This window comes from Oligoflexus sp. (assembly GCF_035712445.1).
Classification (GTDB): domain Bacteria; phylum Bdellovibrionota_B; class Oligoflexia; order Oligoflexales; family Oligoflexaceae; genus Oligoflexus.
Window position 1 is genome coordinate 1 of record NZ_DASTAT010000098.1, and the last position, 16,630, is coordinate 16,630.

17 protein-coding genes are annotated in these 16,630 nt (G+C 53.1%); 4 read left to right on the forward strand and 13 right to left on the reverse strand.

The annotated features are described in order from the left end of the window. Window positions 1–391 precede the first annotated feature (391 nt). From VFO10_RS21625 to VFO10_RS21635, 3 genes are read right to left on the reverse strand one after another with little or no spacing between them, the layout of a single operon-like run. A complete protein-coding gene (locus VFO10_RS21625) occupies window positions 392–1,069 on the reverse strand; it encodes a hypothetical protein (RefSeq protein WP_325144062.1) in 678 nt (225 codons plus the stop codon). Between the two features lie 18 nt (window positions 1,070–1,087). Next, window positions 1,088–1,450 carry a response regulator gene (locus VFO10_RS21630; RefSeq protein ID WP_325144063.1) on the reverse strand — a complete coding sequence of 121 codons (363 nt, stop codon included), beginning with the start codon at window positions 1,448–1,450 and terminating at the stop codon, window positions 1,088–1,090. Window positions 1,451–1,474: 24 nt separating this feature from the next. Further along, complete coding sequence (locus tag VFO10_RS21635) at window positions 1,475–2,128, reverse strand: hypothetical protein (RefSeq protein ID WP_325144064.1); 654 nt, start codon at window positions 2,126–2,128, stop codon at window positions 1,475–1,477. A 224-nt stretch (window positions 2,129–2,352) separates the two neighbouring features. On the opposite strand from VFO10_RS21635, the gene VFO10_RS21640 reads away from it, so the two are divergent. Next, a complete protein-coding gene (locus VFO10_RS21640) occupies window positions 2,353–5,160 on the forward strand; it encodes a DEAD/DEAH box helicase (RefSeq protein ID WP_325144065.1) in 2,808 nt (935 codons plus the stop codon). Window positions 5,161–5,205: 45 nt separating this feature from the next. On the opposite strand, the gene VFO10_RS21645 is transcribed toward VFO10_RS21640, so the two are convergent. Continuing rightward, on the reverse strand, window positions 5,206–6,315 hold the full coding sequence (locus VFO10_RS21645; protein ID WP_325144066.1) for a response regulator: 1,110 nt from the start codon (window positions 6,313–6,315) through the stop codon (window positions 5,206–5,208). 12 nt (window positions 6,316–6,327) lie between these two features. Beyond that, window positions 6,328–7,950: a chemotaxis protein CheA gene (locus VFO10_RS21650; protein ID WP_325144067.1), complete on the reverse strand. Its 1,623-nt coding sequence runs from the start codon at window positions 7,948–7,950 to the stop codon at window positions 6,328–6,330. Window positions 7,951–8,054: 104 nt separating this feature from the next. Here VFO10_RS21650 and VFO10_RS21655 point away from each other — a divergent pair, with 104 nt between their 5' ends. Then, a complete protein-coding gene (locus VFO10_RS21655; RefSeq protein WP_325144068.1) occupies window positions 8,055–8,777 on the forward strand; it encodes a response regulator in 723 nt (240 codons plus the stop codon). Here VFO10_RS21655 and VFO10_RS21660 read toward each other — a convergent pair. The 6 genes from VFO10_RS21660 to gltX all read right to left on the reverse strand — a co-directional run bounded on the left by VFO10_RS21660 (window position 8,761) and on the right by gltX (window position 13,963). Beyond that, window positions 8,761–9,345 (reverse strand): hypothetical protein, encoded by a 585-nt coding sequence (locus tag VFO10_RS21660; protein WP_325144069.1) that lies wholly within the window; start codon window positions 9,343–9,345, stop codon window positions 8,761–8,763. The two genes, VFO10_RS21655 and VFO10_RS21660, sit on opposite strands and share 17 nt — an antisense overlap. Continuing rightward, a complete protein-coding gene (locus VFO10_RS21665) occupies window positions 9,342–9,716 on the reverse strand; it encodes a response regulator (RefSeq protein ID WP_325144070.1) in 375 nt (124 codons plus the stop codon). The genes VFO10_RS21660 and VFO10_RS21665 overlap by 4 nt, the downstream gene beginning before the upstream one ends. A gap of 17 nt (window positions 9,717–9,733) precedes the next feature. Beyond that, a complete protein-coding gene (locus tag VFO10_RS21670; RefSeq protein WP_325144071.1) occupies window positions 9,734–11,254 on the reverse strand; it encodes a PAS domain S-box protein in 1,521 nt (506 codons plus the stop codon). Next, window positions 11,251–11,865, reverse strand: a complete 615-nt coding sequence (locus VFO10_RS21675) for a chemotaxis protein CheX (protein WP_325144072.1) — start codon at window positions 11,863–11,865, stop codon at window positions 11,251–11,253. Before VFO10_RS21675 ends, VFO10_RS21670 begins: the two co-directional genes overlap by 4 nt. Window positions 11,866–11,873: 8 nt before the next feature. Then, a complete protein-coding gene (locus tag VFO10_RS21680; RefSeq protein WP_325144073.1) occupies window positions 11,874–12,248 on the reverse strand; it encodes a response regulator in 375 nt (124 codons plus the stop codon). Window positions 12,249–12,529: 281 nt separating this feature from the next. Continuing rightward, window positions 12,530–13,963, reverse strand: coding sequence for a glutamate--tRNA ligase (gltX, locus tag VFO10_RS21685; RefSeq protein ID WP_325144074.1), 1,434 nt, complete (start codon window positions 13,961–13,963; stop codon window positions 12,530–12,532). Between the two features lie 169 nt (window positions 13,964–14,132). On the opposite strand from gltX, the gene VFO10_RS21690 reads away from it, so the two are divergent. Then, window positions 14,133–15,077, forward strand: a complete 945-nt coding sequence (locus tag VFO10_RS21690) for a 6-pyruvoyl trahydropterin synthase family protein (protein WP_325144075.1) — start codon at window positions 14,133–14,135, stop codon at window positions 15,075–15,077. A 4-nt stretch (window positions 15,078–15,081) separates the two neighbouring features. On the opposite strand, the gene VFO10_RS21695 is transcribed toward VFO10_RS21690, so the two are convergent. After that, entirely contained in the window at window positions 15,082–15,678 is a 597-nt protein-coding gene (locus VFO10_RS21695; RefSeq protein ID WP_325144076.1) for an aminodeoxychorismate/anthranilate synthase component II, read from the reverse strand. Between the two features lie 12 nt (window positions 15,679–15,690). Between VFO10_RS21695 and VFO10_RS21700 the strand changes: the two genes are divergently transcribed. After that, complete coding sequence (locus tag VFO10_RS21700) at window positions 15,691–16,413, forward strand: hypothetical protein (protein WP_325144077.1); 723 nt, start codon at window positions 15,691–15,693, stop codon at window positions 16,411–16,413. 5 nt (window positions 16,414–16,418) lie between these two features. Here VFO10_RS21700 and VFO10_RS21705 read toward each other — a convergent pair. Continuing rightward, a partial coding sequence (locus VFO10_RS21705; RefSeq protein WP_325144078.1) for a hypothetical protein occupies window positions 16,419–16,630 on the reverse strand: 212 nt, incomplete at its 5' end.

Below are 16,630 nucleotides of genomic sequence, written 5' to 3' on the forward strand. Positions count from 1 at the left end.
GATCAAACTCTAAAGTTTAAATCCTAGACGAGCCGAAGCTCGCTTTTTTTTATTTTAACCCGACATCTCAACCGAAGTTGAAACATCAGAATTGACGTTCGCGCTTCTTCTTTCTGTCTTCTATTCAGTTTTCAAAGAACCGGTCTGCTTTGTACTCTTCGAAGGTCTGATTCGTCAAGGATTTTCTTGTCTTATCTTTTCTTCGTTTGCGTTCATCGCCGCCGTGAAGAAGGGTTATACGGATTCACCCCGTGCTCGTCAACACCCATTGCAGTTTTTTTTAAGAAGGATTTAAAAAACTTCGAAAGCCCTGCGGTGCAAGGATTTCATCATAACGTCAATTTTACTTTGAAGTTTGAGGACGCGTTCAATGCGCGAATGGCGCCGTTATTCAGGCAGTTTTTTTGCGGAGGTCGGGGAAGATGGCCAGAAACCTTTTCTTCTCGTCTTCGGCTGTATACTGGCGGAATGTATAGCTCTTTATATCGGAAGTGACCTTCTCCAACTCGTCTATGGTGCAACGCTGATCATAATCTATGAGTACATAGTTGAGTCCGGTCTGCAGAATCTTGAGCGACATCACCACATGTTCTAACTTTTGCGCGATCACATCTTCTGATGAAAGCGCGCCAATAATACCGAAGATGGTGTTCTTGAGTTCATCGTCTACGGTATTGAGCGTGTCCATTTCCGTCTTGAACCGGCCAGCGAATCTATTGATGCGGTTTTTGACCAGAACTTCCGGTTCAGCTGAAGTCAGCTGCTCCAGGTCCTGACCTTTGGCGTAACGCTCGGATGTTTCCTCGAAAATCTCATCCACGACCTTCTGCATGTCCTGAATCAGAATTTCCGTTTCCATATCCGGGTTCACATAAGTGGACTCCAAGACCTTTTCGGCATGCTGACGCCTGTCTTCCGTGGCGGTGCTGATACCAGCCACGCCCTGCATGACAGTTTCCACGGTGTTGACCATAGTCTCGCGAATGTTCAGCAGCTGCCCTTCGAGCAGCTGCGTGTACTGCGCCAGAAAGCCTACAAGGTAAGCGCTGGGATCCTCTTTTTCCGACATCACGGCCCCCGGGGAGTCTTAGCCTGCGATCTTGGTGACTGCGGCGACCAATTGATCGGGTTGGAAGGGCTTCACCAGCCAGCCTTTGGCTCCGGCGGCCTTGGCTCTTTGAATCAGATCCGAAGCACCTTCGGTCGTCAGCATGATCACGGGAACCGTGCTGCCTTCCGCCTTCAGTTTTTCGACCATTTCCAGGCCGTTCATGTTGGGCATATTCACGTCGCTGATGACCATCGCCACATCTTTGTTGGCTTTCAGCTTTTCGATGCCGTCGGCGCCGTCTTCGGCTTCGATGACTTCGTAGCCGCCTTTGGTCAGCGTAAAGCTCACTTGCTGGCGAATGGTTTTCGAGTCGTCCACGATCATGATCTTCTTACCCATGAAATCCTCCTTAGGGGGCGAACCTTAGCTGACACGCTTCATTTCTTTCGGATGACCGAAGATTTTATGAAAAATCAGTCGTTCATCTTCACTCGTATAACTCAGATAGACCTGGGTCAGGACCCGGTTGCGGAAAAGCTTGATGGCATCCGCTCTGGCGTTAAGCTTGTAATTCGCCAGAAGCGTCCCCAGCTCCACCTGCAAATGATTCATACCGGCAATGATATGACTCAGCCGCTGGGCGATCACATCATCCACCGAAACCGCCCCGATGATCTGGGCGATCAGATTCTGCAGATCACGATCCAGGCCGCTGATCGCTTCCATGTGCTTGGAAAAGATCCCGCCGGTCCGCATCAACTTATTCTCCAGGTAATCCTTACGCTGCGAATCAGTTGCTTCGCCGGCGAGGATGGCCTCTTCGTTCTTTTCCAACTCCTTGCTGGAGGAGCTGACAAAATCCTGGGATTTCTTATCTTTGATCAGGACTTCATTGGCTTTTATCTTCTTCTCGTCAGCCACCTGGCTCATGGATGTCACCGAATTCATCACATCCGCCACGGTTTTTTCCATCAGCATGCGAATGGAAACCAGCTGCTGTTCAGTCAGCAACGTGAAATCCCGCAGGAAATCCACGAGAATTTTCGAAGCAACGAAACTGTCCTTACTCTCAACCACGTTTGTCTCCATCTGACCCAGGACGTATCGGATTCGGGCATGGGGTCTTGAATAAAAGCGCTCAGAAATTCGACTAAAAACATGATAAGATGGTAAACTTTACCCGTTTTCCATCCGGCAAATGTCCCGGCGTCAGGTTTTTGACAAGGCCGCGTCCTGAAAATGTTCGTGCTATACTCAGGTTTGATGCGACTCCATTCCCCTACTGCTGCGAGTTCCCAAGAGTGAAGACCAATATTCTCGAATTCTTTTACGAACATGTGGATGAAGATGACTGGCTCACGGGCCTCGACCTCTATACCTCGGGAAAGGTGGAGCAAATCAAAGCCATGCACGGCTTGATTACCGCGCGTATCAGCTCAAACGGCGGGCGCGGGGAAGAAACACGTCTGAAAATTCACCCCAACGGCCACTGCATTCAGTGGATCGAGTGCACCTGCAAGAAAAATCGCACCGGCGGCCAATACTGTGAACACCTGGCATCCTTCATGATCTCGATTGACCGTGAAAAACCGGAGCTGCTGGCCTCGCTTGATAATCGGATGCCACTCAAGCACCCTGTGGCCGTGCGTCGTAAAAATATCAAAGCCCAGATTGAAGGGGAAAAACGCGACCGCGGAGAAGGGGCTGCCCAGACCATTTTGAGCCACCTCAAAGGGAATATTCAAAGCGTACGTCTGCTCGCGAATGGACCCACGATGAAGGTGCGTCTGGAAATTAAGCCCGGCGAGTATACCAACTACCACCTTGAATTGGATGACGCCGCGAAGTTTTTGCAGAGCCATCCCAAACTCACCACAGCCAGTGATGAGATTAAGGCGCTCAAGGTCTTTAATGTCACAGCCATTCGGGGTACGCGGATTTATCAGGAAGATGATGAAAAAGTCGTCGCGGAACGCGTGGTGGTGATTCCGCATCCGCCCGCCGCCTTCAATCGTCTGCAGGAAAAGGACAATCCGCATTCCATCTTTCCCGAAGCGCATAAGATGCTGACCCGTCTGGAGCCCAAGGGCAAGGATGGGTACTTTGAATTCGTGTCCCTGAAAGCCGGGCACAAGTATCTGGGGAAAGAATACTTCTATCTGCCCGAGCGCGGCTTCTGGAAGCTGACCGATGGCGATGTCAGTTCCCTTTGGAACGATCTGCCGATTCGCAAGGTCTTTAAAGAGGATGCCTCCGCGAATTTCATCCAGGACAACTTCTTTGAATACATCAATGAAGGCCCGATCTGGCTCGACCAGAACCTGAAGGGCGCTGCGATCGAAAGCACGCCGCAGCTGACCGAGATTCGCATCCACAAGGCCGCTGATGGCTGGTTCTTCCTTGATCCGCGCTATCAGAGCGGGCAGGAATCCATTTCCATGCTGGATCTCGTCACGCAGTTCAAAAAGAAAAAGCGGAATTATATTCGCCAGGGTGAAAAGTGGATCAAGATCCCGGACTTTGTGAAGGATCACAACTGGGAAACGGATGAAACCGGAAAATTCCTGAAGGTGAGTTCGCTGGGACTGATGCGGCTCAAGGCGGCGGTCGGTGATTTCGATCAGTTCGTCGGATCGAAGAAGGTCTTGAATCAGATTCGGAATCAGCTGGAGTTCAAGAACAACATCAAGGTTCCCAGCCTGACCCATACGAAGCTGAAGCTGCGGGAATACCAGTTCACGGGCGTTCAGTGGATGTGGTGGCTCTATGAGAATAAGCTCCATGGACTGCTGGCGGATGAGATGGGCCTCGGGAAGACCCACCAGGCCATGGGTCTGATGTCGGCCATCCAATCGCGCAAAGAGAAGTCCTATTTCATCGTGATCGCCCCGACCACGGTTTTGGATCACTGGGAGGACAAGGTCCTGGCCTTCTGCCCGAATCTTAAAGTGTTCAAACACCATGGGCCGAAGCGCAGCCAGAATATTAAAAAGATGATGGAAACGCACGACCTCATGATCACGAGCTACGGCGTTCTTCTGAGGGACGCCAAGCAGCTGCAGGCGATCAACTGGGACGCCATCATTCTGGATGAAGCGCATTTTGTGAAGAATCAGGACACCGCCACCTACCAGGCGGTCTGCACCCTGACGGCGGACATTCGCATCTGCTTGACCGGCACTCCCATCGAAAACCATCTGGGCGAGATGAAGAATCTCTTCGACTTCCTCGTCCCGGGATACCTGGGATCGGATGAATACTTCCGCCGCAATTTCATGCAGCCGATTGAAAAAAATGGCGAGCCTGAAACCGAGCTGGCTCTGCAGAAGCTGATCCATCCCTTTAAAATGCGGCGCAATAAGGCCAACGTTCTTCATGATCTGCCGGAAAAGGTCGAGGACATCCGGCACTGCACGCTTTCGAATGATCAAATCAAGATCTATCGTGAAGTCCTGGAGCTCAAGGCCCGGCCTATCCTGGAAACACTGAAGGACGAAAACGCTGCCGTTCCTTATCTGCATGTGTTCGCGGTCCTGACGCTTCTGAAGCAGGTCTGTAACCACCCGCTGCTGGTCCATCCAGGCAAGCTGGATCAGTATGAAAGCGGCAAGTTTGAAGTGCTGAAGGAGATTCTGACGGAAGCCTTGGATAGCGGGCATAAGGTCGTGATCTATAGCCAGTATGTGGAGATGATTCGCCTCATCAGCCAGTATCTGGAGCAGCAGAGCATCGGCCACGCGATCCTCACGGGTCAAACGAAGAACCGCGGCAAGGTCATCGAAACCTTCCAGACTGATCCGAACTGCAAGATCTTCGTTGGTTCGCTGCTGGCGGGCGGCATCGGTATTGATCTGACCGCAGCGTCCGTGGTCGTCCACTACGATCGCTGGTGGAACGCGAGCAAGGAGAATCAGGCGACCGACCGCGTGTACCGCATCGGCCAGAACAAGAACGTTCAGGTGCTGAAGCTCGTCACGCGCGGAACGCTGGAAGAAAAGATTGATGCGCTCATCAATACCAAGAAGGAACTTTTCGAGAAGTTCATGGATCGTGATGAAGAAATCTTCAAGACCCTGACCCGCAGTCAGCTGATCGATCTTCTGCAGTAGGTAAGCAGGCGGGAGCGAAGGGCGAGAAAATCCTCGCCCCTTCTTTTAGGCTGCCGGCGACAGCTTACGCTCATGCTTCAGGATACTGTTCTGGATCAGGGTGATCTCATCCAGGATCTTTTGCATGGAATCATAGAGAGTCTTATAGGTCTTCTCATCCTTTGCGCGCGCCAACTGGCTGCTCGTGATGTAGGCTTTGAAGTTGAGGCTCGTCAGACGGATGATGGCATCACGGATATACTTCTCGCGCAGGGCATTCCGGGCATGCGTGAGCAAGACGTCGGCTTCGAAGGGTTTCTCCAAAAACGCAAAAGCACCCATATTGAGAATCGAGATCACATCCCGGCGTTCCGCTGCGGCCGAAACGAATATCACCTGCACCGTGCTGTCACTGCTCCGAATCTTTTCGATGAGCTGAAGGCCGTTCATCTGGGGCATCATGAAGTCTGTGATCAGAAGATCAATCGACTGATCCATCATGATGGCGAGTGCCTGCTTTCCATCATGAGCCGTCAGGACGTCAACGTCCAGATCCTCAAGATAGGAGGCGAAGACTTTGGTCAGGCTCACCTCATCATCGACGATCAGGACCTTGGGCTTTCTGGAGTCCGCATGCTGGATGGCCGGGGGCGGCGCGACCTCTGCTTTTTGCTCTTTCATGGGACGCGAGGGTGAAGGCTCAGGTTTTTTCACCCGGGCCGCAGGTTCATCCTCAAAGAAACCGAAACTCGCCACGGTTTCCGTCCGAGCCGCAGGACTGGGTCGGCCGGGAACGCGGCAAACGGCATTGATGCGTTTCAGGATGGCCGCGGTATCGGCGACATAAAGGCTATCGTTTTTCAACTCAGTCGCCCAGGCCTTAAGAACGTCATGCACATCAAACATGAGGGCGATGACCTCAGGGGTCAGCTTCACGACCCGACTTCGTATGAGCGAGAGCATGTTCTCATACTCATGAGCGAAGCGGCTGAGGTGATCAAAGCCAGCGACATAGCCGCTGCCTTTGATCGTGTGAGAAATCCGAAAGATGAGATCGATCATCTCGATGCTTTCGCCCTCCCGCTCCAGGGTCAAACAGGCAATCTCAGCTTCGGCCATAAGCTCAGAGACTTCGTAAAGGAATTCATCTTCCAGTTTGCTGCCGTCGTAGGTCAAGGTCGCCTCCCGCTATTCAAAATAAATCACTGAGTTTTTGCCGTGAAATTCCAGAATAAACTGGGAACCTTTTCCCGCAGTCGTCCTGGCCCGAATGATCCCCCCAACCGATTCCACCGTGTTCTTCACCATATCCATGCCCACCCCACGCCCTGAGATGCTGCTCACCGCAGAAGCGGTACTGAAGCCGGGCTGGAAAATAATGCTGATCAGCTCCTCTTCGCTCATGCGATTGACCTGATCCTGGGTGTGGAGCTTTCGATTCACGGCATGGGCTGCGACCCTCTGCAGATTGATGCCATCGCCATCATCCTCGACGGTGACGGTCAATCCATCATCCGTCCGCACGGCGGCGACATGAATGGTGCCCGTCGGGCTCTTGCCGCTGGCCTGTCGCGCTTCAGGACTTTCGATACCGTGATCTATGCTGTTCCGAATGAGATGGATCAAGGAGTTGCCGAGGACCGAAGCAATCGTGTTGTCGACCCGGATGTCCTCGCCTGTGATCACCAGCTGGATGCTCTTGGCCAGAGTTCGACTCAAATCATGCACAATCCGTGAATAAGGCCGGAAAACGGAACGAAGGGGGACACAGCGCACCTCTTCAAGATTGACGAGGATCTCCTCTTCGGTGGTCTGGAGCTGGGTCACGAGCGCATCAATCTCGTGAATTTTCTCGTCCAGGTTCTCCTTGTCGAGACTTCGAATCAGGGCATGGCACTTCTTCTGATTTTCCAGCATCAGCGACACGTAGTATGTGAGTTTGCTGAGGGCTTCGATCGGCACATTGATGGTCCGGGTGCCCTGGGTGCGCGACGTGCGGGCCGTGGTCGAATCCTGATCATTCTCCCGCGCAGGATTCGTGGAGGTGATATCCTGGTCCAGGGCATGAAAATCAGCAATCCACTGATTCACATCAAAGTTGAGCCGCTGGCCTTTGGTGATGGAGTCCACCAGCGCCACAATACGGTCGTATCCTTCGAGCAGGATTCTGGCGGACGCATGATTCACGACCCGGATTCCGCCATCAATCTCGCTCAACAGCTCTTCGTAAGCATGCACATAGGTTTCAAACTCCCGCCAGCGGGTGACGCGGCTGGAGCCCTTGATGGTATGAATGCAACGAAAGAGGCGCTTGAGGGCGTTCATGTTGGAAGGATGGGCTTCCAGCTCCAGAATCGCTGATTCGACATCTTCCAAAAGTTCGTTGCATTCCAATATGAAGGCGGTTTTGACTTCCTCTTCAATGTCCAGATCGACTTTTCGATTGTACTTTTGGATCGTGTCGCGAATATCGTCCAGAAGATATTCGGAAATCACCCGCTTTATTTTCAGCGATATAATCTGATCCATCTCGTCCAGCCTGACCATGCCGGGGATCTTGATGACGGTCGGCACATCATCAAACTGGTTCATGATCGAGCCACGAATGGCAAAGGCATCCATGGCCGGGGGGCTATGGTCCATGAACACCATCACGATCCGATGCGCCTCTTCATTCAGGAACTGCACCAGATCTTCGGATTTTTTGAAGAATGCACAAGCAAAACCTTCGGCTGCAGAAGCATGCAGCAATAGATCCTGCGCTGCAGCATCCGTTCCCAGATAGGCGATCTTGAATGCATCTTTATTCAATTTTATTGTCCTGCAAGGTATCCATCGCTTTTAAGGCTGACCTTTTAATTTTATTATATACTAACGCCTTGAAAATTTGATGATCCATGGGAAAGGGAGACGCTTTGCTTCACAAAATCCTGGTCGTTGATGATGAGCCGCTGATCCAATCCATCCTGGCAGAAGAGTTTGAGGAAGCTGGCTACGAAGTGCGCAAAGCCTCCAGCGGCAGCGAAGCGTTTCAAACCCTGACAGAAGATAAAGTGGATCTCATCGTGTCGGATGTGAAAATGCCCGGCATGAGTGGAATTGATCTTTTGCTCAAAATCCAGAGTCATTTGCCACAGCCCCCACCCATGGTCCTGGTTTCCGCGTTTTCAGAAACCACAGCTCAGGAGGCCTACCACGAAGGCGCCCAGGGCGTGTTCGCCAAACCTATCGACTATGAGGCCCTGAGCAAAACCGTGCGCAGAAGGCTTCTGCCCATGCGCGAGCAGTATCAGGAGAAGGACACTCTGGGTCGAACCTCGTTTACCTTGGAATGCAGCCTGACCGAACTGGATGAGACTTTGCACACACCAAGCTGCAGCATAGGCCGCGGAGGATTCTTCCTGCATATGCCCCAGCAGTTTCCGAGGTCGGGCGAGGTCATTTCTTTCAAGATCGCCTTTGGCGAGAAGGGCTGCATTCTGGAAGGCCAGGGCCTTGTTCGCTGGGTTCGTTCGCGTGCAGAAGGCGATGCGAAAAGCGGGATTGGCGTGGAATTCAACTATCTGACGGCCGCATCCCTTGATACTTTTGAGACTCTGATAGAAAAGATCACGAGGCCATTCATCCCGCTGACTTAAGGATTTCCGGCTTCAACACGATGGCCATCGTCACATCTCCGTTGATATGCTTCTTCTCATTTTCGAATGAGGCCCTCAGAACGAGAATCCGCCCCTCTGATCCTGAGCTCACGTCCTGCAGCCGTCCGACTGGGCAATGCCCGAACGAGGGAAGGCCACCGGCGAGCTTCATCTGGAGAGGGCCTGCGAGACGCGCCAGGCAGGCGTTCATCATGATATTTGTGACCTCGGCGATCACATCGGGTTTTTCGCGATCAAGCTCAGTCGCATCGCTGGTCGATTTCAGAATCGCCCCCACGAGCTTTCGCGCTTCGCCCTCCTTGAAGATGAGGCCCGCGTAACCGATCGGGACATTGTGATCCAGGACTTCAAGCAGGCAGCAGTCCTCGGCTCCCTTTTCGTAGCTCTTTTCATCAGCGCCCGAAGAATGCAGGTGGATGGATACGGGCGTAAACCCGAACATCTCATCAAAATTCGTCAGCTCGCCGAGCTGCTCACTGGCTGTGGCAAGGCCGTCGCAGAAGGCATCTGAGATTTCGCGGAAATTTTGGATTATGCCTGATTTCACGCAGAAATCCTTCTTTGAAACTGAAGGACAGCACGAAGCTTTTCTTCATTGACCGGCTTTTGGCAAAAGTGCATCCCCTCCGGAATCGTCTGCGAGTGCGTGGTGAAGGCCGATGATGCGGTGAGGATGACAATGCGTTCGTAGGGAATGATCGCGCGAATTTTCTCAGCAAGCTCAAGCCCGTTCATCTCGGGCATATTGAAATCAATGATGGCAAGGTCATAGGTCGAACCCTGGCTTTGTACCAGTTCCAATGCCTTGCTGGGCAGATAGGCTGGGATGACGTTCACATCAGGATCAATTTCACGCAGCATCTCGATCGTCCGATTACAGGTGAATTTGCTGTCATCAACCAATAGTACCGTCGTCATGGATGCTCCTGTTCCCATTAAGCGGATTTCTGTGCCGACTGCCGCAGCGGAAGATCTATGACAAACGTCGTATTCGGCCGCGCCGCATCATAGTAGAATTCGCCGCCGTGATCCTCGACAATGCCTTTGGAAATGCTGAGGCCGAGGCCGGTCCCCTTGCCTATGCCTTTGGTCGTGAAGAACGGAAGGAACATCTTTTCCTGATTGACCTTGTCGATGCCCTTGCCGCTGTCCGTGACCACGATGATGACCCGATCCCTTTGCCTCGCGACCTCAATTCGAATCCATCGCTCATCCAGGCCGAGCACAGCGTCCTTGGCATTATTCAGAAGGTTCAGAAGAACCTGGGACATCTGCACCTGGCGACATTCAATCTGAAGGTTATCCGGCATGTCCGGCACCTCCAGGAGGATGCCGGCAGTTTTGAAGCGCTCACCGCAGAGATTCATGGTGTCTTCAACGATGGATTTAAGGTTGGCGACAAAGAAATCATCCTTGTCACCCGAGCGCGAGATGGCTTTCAGTCCTTTGATGATCTTTGAAACCCGCATCGTCGTCGATTCGATTTCCTGAAGGATGGACGTGATGCTTTTATCCGCATCCAGATTGGCCTTCAGCAGCTTTTTCTTCAGCTGAAAACTCAGGCCATGAATGATCGCGATGGGATTATTGATCTCATGAGCGATGCCACCGGCCATTTCCCCCAGCGCAGAGAGTTTGGAGGCCGTGGCGAGCTGGGCTTTCTGGGCGTTCAGCTGCTGCTCGGCTTCGCGAATCCCAGTGATGTCCTTGGCGAAGGCGACGAAGAGGAGACCCAGCTTGTCCTTGTTCTCGATGAAGGATCCAGAAAGAATGACGATTCGGGAATGGCCATCCCGCGTTTTCAGGCTCAGTTCCACATCCTTGACCTTGGTCCGATGCAGATTCTGATTTTGCGCCGACCACATTTCAAGGTTCTTAGGCTGGATGACGAAGTCGAGGAAGGATCGTCCGACCAGCTCGCTTTCCTCATAGCCCAGCATGGACTTGGCCGTGGCGTTGACTTCAGACAGGCGATAGTCGGTGTCCATGATGAACATCATTTCCTGGATGGATTCGATGATCTTGCCGATGTAATCACGCGTCTGGGCCAGGTACTTCTCACGTTCAGAACCCGCGCTCTGGTCGGTGACTTCCAAAAAGCAGAAGCGATCCTTGCCTATCGTTTGAGAGCGGATCACGACCCGTTGAGTCATGAGAGTTTTCTTGGCGCTCTTTCGGTAGAGGGGCAAGGGATTGGGATGAAAGGTTTGGGACAGGAGGGTGCTTTTCCCCTGGGTCAGGGCCTGGGTGATGGCTTTGCAGCAGGCGCAGTCATTGGTCAGATTGAAGACTTCCCAAAGTGTCTTGCCGAGCGCATCGGCCTCGCTGATGCCGCTGTATTTGGCAATCCATCGGTTCCAAAAGCAAATCTGCTCGCTGGCATCAATGATGATGCAGCCGTAGTCGGCTGACAGCACAGCAGCTCTGAGAACGTCGACATTCACCAGCGCGTTCATGCACAGACCTTTTCATAATAGCGGTCCAGCGAGTCCACAAGGTTCTGGATCTTATCAGTGTCCAGAATAAAACTCAGATAACCCTGCAGCTGGCCTGTGGCCACACGGAAACCCATTTTGAGAAACACGATCTGCTTTTCAGGAGACAGCTTGCCTTCGAGCGTCAGCACATCGTAGGTGCTGCCGGTGATGATCTCGGGCAGGCTCGTCTCGATCTGAGCATCAAACAGCTGGCCGAGCGATGAGAGGCACGCATTCAAAACGATATTACCGACTTCACAGAGGGCATCGCTTTCCATTTCCGACAGCTGCTCGGAAGGCGTGTCGGAGCCCATGATCAGGCGCACGAGGTCAAGGCTCGCGGACTCGGAATAGAGCATCATCGCTGTGCCTTCAAAGGGACCGGAGTAGCCTTGGATGACAGCCGAGAGCTTGGCGCCTTCGTCGGCGGATATCTTGCTGATCAGGGTCGATAGTTCGCAGATATGAGCCTCGGGCACGGTAAGGCTGACCTCGCATTGGGCCAACTCACCAATGGACGCCGAGGCGCGACCGACACCCATGTTGAAGGTCTCTTTCAGAACATCTTCCTGCTGAGGCGTGAGTTGCATAAAGTTTCTCATGAAGCTTTGGTTTTAAGGGGGAGGACGAGGTGGTCGATCTTCTCCTGGGTCAAGGGCTTTTCAATGAATTTCAGCCCTTTTTCCGTCGCCCGATCAATCAGCACCTTCTGCGTGTTGGCACTGCAGATGACAACCTTGGAAAGATCAAGAAAGGCCTGGAATTGATCGACGGCATCAAGGCCGTTCATTTCCTTCATATTGTAGTCGATGATCACGAGGTCCACGCGGTCCTTGTTCTTCCTCACCAGCTCCACGCCTTCGATAGGATTGGTGGAGGAAAGTATCTGGCAGTTGGGGAAGTTCTTCTGTACATACTTTTGGACCTGGATCAGGGCAACTTTGGAGTCATCGATCGCGATCACGAGTTTCATATCAATCTCCCGGATTCATACTCATCCCGAACCGTGTCGGTCGGTGGACTCAAACCTTGATCAAACTTGTGAAGTCTTACCAAGCGGGCTTTTTTGGGCGAGAAAGAACATCTAACATGTTGTTATTGTTATATTAAATGACATGCGCCGGGCGATATTTCCTACCGGCGTCACACCGCACCCGAGATTTTTCCGGCAGCAGAGCCCTCACAGCAAAAGATTTTTTGATTTGAAGTCCGGCGGGGGCGTGAAAGGAAGGGCCCGCATGGGCCCGGAGAGTGTTAAACCAGCACGGTATCCATAAAGTTCCGAATGCGGAAGCGCACGATTTCCCGGCCGATCAGCTCCATGCTTTCCGTCAGAGGCGGCGAATCCTTGCGGCCCGTCACGATCAAACGAATCGTCATGAAATAATCCTTGGGCTTCCAGCCGATCTTTTCCCGATGCGCGTTCAGAACATCATGCAAAGGCTTATTCTGCCAATCGTAGAGTTCGTCGAGCTGCTCAAGGAGCTGCTGCAGCATCTCGCGGACGGCGTCCTTGTCCTTGCTAGCCGGCATGACTTCGACATGTTTATAGTCGAGGGCGCCGTTGAAGAAGAAGGCATTGTTATCGACGAACTGCTCAAAGCGCGACATGCGTTCCAGAGCCAAAGGCTTCAGGCGACGCAGGAAGTCCTTGTTGAAGATCTCTTCACGGATATAGTCGACGAAGGAATCCTCGTCCATTTTGTGCATATAATGCTGGTTCAGCCAGGTGAGCTTCACCATATCGAAGACCGGACCGCCGATGGAAATCTTCTTCAGATCGAAGACCTCGATCATCTCCTTCAGCGTGAAGATTTCCTTGTCATCGCCGTAGCTCCAGCCCATGAGGGCGAGGAAGTTCACGATCGCTTCGGGCAGCATCCCGGCGCGGCGATAATAGGTCAGCGAAACAGGGTTCTTTCGCTTCGAAATCTTCGACCGATCGGAGTTACGCAGGAGCGGCAGATGGCTGAAGACCGGCTCTTCCCAACCAAAGGCGCGATAAAGGAGCACATGCTTCGGCGTCGAGGAAATCCACTCTTCCGCGCGGATCACATGCGTGATCTTCATCAGATGATCATCGACCACGTTCGCAAGGTGATAGGTGGGAAAACCATCGGTCTTCATCAGGACCTGGTCGTCGATCCGCTCATTGTCGAACTGCAGCTCACCGCGCAGAAGATCCTCAAAGCGCGTGACGCCATCCGTCGGCACCCGCAGACGGATCACATGGGGTGTGCCCGCGGCCTTTTGCTTCGCCACCTCGTCCTTGCTCAGATTCCTGCAATGCCCATCATAGCGGGTGGTCAGATTCTGGGCCTTTTGCTCCGCGCGCACCCTATCAAGACGCTCGGCTGTACAGAAACAGGCATAAGCGTGACCGGAGTCCACCAGCTTTTGGGTATATTCCCGGTAAATATCGAGCCGTTCAGACTGCCGATAAGGACCATAAAGTCCACCGCAATCAGGTCCCTCATCCCAATTCAGCCCAAGCCACTTCAGTGAGGAAAAAATCTGCTGCTCGCTCGAGGCCCGCGCGCGGGTCTGGTCGGTGTCCTCGATGCGCAGAATAAATTTTCCACCGTGTTTTTTGGCGAAAACATAGTTAAATAGGGCCGTATAGGCTGTTCCTACATGCGGATCACCGGTGGGGGATGGAGCGATGCGAACGCGAATCTCACGACTCATGATGAATTTCCTTCATACAACTTGAAACTGGACAGGAGATTCTTTATACAGGACGTTCCCCCGTCAAGGGTGCTGGAGACAGCAAAAGTTATAGTGGGCCAGGCGCTTGTCCGCAACCTTTGTTTAGGTCTCTATCGTCTTGAATACCTTTAAAATTTGGCGGTACTCGATGGAAGAAAAAACTGCCCCCCAGAGTGGCAAAGAACGATTTGGACGACTCTTCATTCAGGACGTCGACAAAATCGACTGTGCGATCTTTGACCCTTCGGTCGGTGTGGTCGGTCAGTCCTGGTATGTGGACATCACCGTTTCGGGTCAGCTCGACTCGAACGGCTTTGTGTATGATTTCAGCCATTTGAAGAAGCTGGTGAAGCAGGTCCTGAAGGCCTCGCTCGACCACACGCTGATTATTCCGGTGCAGTCCAAACTCGTGCATTACCAGGACACGGACCGCGGTGAGCTTTGGCGCCTTCAGGCCAAGAGTCGTCTGACGGGTGTCAACTCGGAGTGGAGCTACCTCTGCCCCAAGGGTGCCGTTTATCCCATCCGCTCGGTTCAGGTGACCCGCGAAATCGTCGAGCAGGAATGTTCGCGTCTCGTCCGCCATCGTCTGCCCGAGGAAATCCACTCGGTGGAAGTTCAGCTGCGGAAAGAGCAAGAGCGGGCCGGTCAGTCCTTCTTCCGCTATAGCCATGGCATTACCGGCCACGAAGGTCTTTGCCAAAGGCTCTTTCACGGTCACCGCAGCATGATCGAAGTCTATGTCGCGGATGAACGCCGTCACGATCTGGAGCAGTGGCTGGCCCACGAAGTTCTGGGTTCCATCGTTCACATCGCGTCGATGACGCAGCTGGTGAACCCGGCCCCGGATCTGCGGCCCGGTGTGCGTTCGGAAAATCAAACGCCACTGACCATTGCGTATGAAGCCTCCAAAGGTCGCTATGAAGCCACCGTTCCCGCGAACCGCGTGTTCCTGGTGGAAGCGGAAACCAGTATCGAATCCATCGCTCAGGAATTGGCCAAGTTGATTGGCAGCGAAGGCGTGGATCTCGGCGCCCCCATCAAAGTGAAATGCTTTGAAGGGATCGGCAAAGGCGCAATCGCCGAATTGTAAGACATCAGGCTGGTGGGTGATAGTAAACGCTCACCAGCTTTCGCCACTCCTCTTTTAAACTTTCGACTCCCACGCTTAAAAAAGATTCCGGGTGAAACTGCACACCGACAGCGGGGTGCGGCCTTGAATAATCTTCCAGCGCTTCGACTTCATCATCGGCATTCCACGCGGTCGCAAGGCCTTCCGGCAAATCCGTAACGACGAGAGAATTATAACGGGCCACCTCCGCATGATCGGGCAGAGCCCTTAGAAACCTGGAATGGGCGGCTTTTTTTAAAGTCTGAGCGGACCCATGGAAGGGATGCTGCGCCCGCGCCATGCGTCCGCCCAGCGCCAGACCCAGGCATTGGTGTCCGAGACAAATCCCAAAAATAGGAACTTTGCCGAGCTGTTCCCGCACGATAGCCATGGTTTCAGGCAGCACCAGGGGATCCTTGGGACCTGGGGAAAGAACGAGGGGCATGGGTGTCTTCCGCAGCTCCAGAACGAGTCCAGGACTGTCATAGGGCCTATAAACCAGCTCCAGGCCGGTGTCAGAAAACAGCCAGTCTATAAGATTGAAACTAAAGCTGTCATAATGATCGAGGAAACACACCTGCATGGCGAGGTCCTTGTGATTCGCAAAATTGGAAGCGGCGCGCTTGCCCTGGTCGCCCTGCCTGCTCTGGCAGCGGACCCCGACCGACCCGCGTATTATGACGAAGGCTGGCTGAAAATCAACCAATACAGCCCTGTGGAAGGCTTTGAGTCGCATGGCTCCTACGGCTGGCATGTGGGTGTTGGCGTCATTCAAACAGCCGGTAGCGGGGATAAAACTTCGGAATTACCGAGCCGAACCGCACCGACTCAGGTCCCACGACTTTTTTTGACTCACGGGACCAACTGGCCGCTCGACTTCGGTTTGAGTTTTGCGCGATTGGATGAAGGCAAAGGTCGGCAGTTCGGAGCGCATCTGCAGTGGACCATCTTTGAAGGCTTTCAAAAGCCGGCCGTGGCTATTCGTGTCGCACGGATGCAGGCGGATGGTTTAAGCGGTTTGGAAAAGCTCGAAACGGAAAGCGCCATGCTGGGGCTCAGTTATGGCTTTCTACGATATTTCAACTTCGCTCTGGGGGTTGGACAGCAGCGGCATCGACTGGATATTCGTCCCCTCGAGGAAGACAATGCGTTTGGCCTGAGCGCTGGATGGCGTGAGCAGATCGAAAAAACCGAGAGCGTCTGGACTCTGTGTTTGAAAACAAATCTTTTCACACCCTTTGCCAGTCTCGGTATCGAACGTGTTTACACGCACCCTCGGCAGGCCCTGACCATCGCGAAATTATCCTACATGCTCTAATCCCGTTAAGCATTCACCGCCACGCGCGGCACTTCGATCGTGTCGCGCATTTCCTCCAAATCCAGGCGCGGCATCGGCACTTCACTCGGCACATATTGTCCTTTCAGACCCGATGATGGGTCGTGCGGCTTGCGCAGCAGTGCAACGTCTTTAAAAAGCTCTACATATTTTGTGGTCGAGCCCAGAGTTTTGGACTGCATCTTGAATTGAGAAAGCT

Excerpts from the sequence above, each read along its gene's own strand:
- VFO10_RS21675 (WP_325144072.1), bottom strand. The coding sequence starts at position 11,865 with ATGCAACTCACGCCTCAGCAGGAAGATGTTCTGAAAGAGACCTTCAAC.
- VFO10_RS21630 (WP_325144063.1), bottom strand. The coding sequence starts at position 1,450 with ATGGGTAAGAAGATCATGATCGTGGACGACTCGAAAACCATTCGCCAG.
- VFO10_RS21625 (WP_325144062.1), bottom strand. The coding sequence starts at position 1,069 with ATGTCGGAAAAAGAGGATCCCAGCGCTTACCTTGTAGGCTTTCTGGCG.
- VFO10_RS21690 (WP_325144075.1), top strand. The coding sequence starts at position 14,133 with ATGGAAGAAAAAACTGCCCCCCAGAGTGGCAAAGAACGATTTGGACGA.
- gltX (WP_325144074.1), bottom strand. The coding sequence starts at position 13,963 with ATGAGTCGTGAGATTCGCGTTCGCATCGCTCCATCCCCCACCGGTGAT.
- VFO10_RS21680 (WP_325144073.1), bottom strand. The coding sequence starts at position 12,248 with ATGAAACTCGTGATCGCGATCGATGACTCCAAAGTTGCCCTGATCCAG.
- VFO10_RS21695 (WP_325144076.1), bottom strand. The coding sequence starts at position 15,678 with ATGCAGGTGTGTTTCCTCGATCATTATGACAGCTTTAGTTTCAATCTT.
- VFO10_RS21665 (WP_325144070.1), bottom strand. The coding sequence starts at position 9,716 with ATGACGACGGTACTATTGGTTGATGACAGCAAATTCACCTGTAATCGG.
- VFO10_RS21670 (WP_325144071.1), bottom strand. The coding sequence starts at position 11,254 with ATGAACGCGCTGGTGAATGTCGACGTTCTCAGAGCTGCTGTGCTGTCA.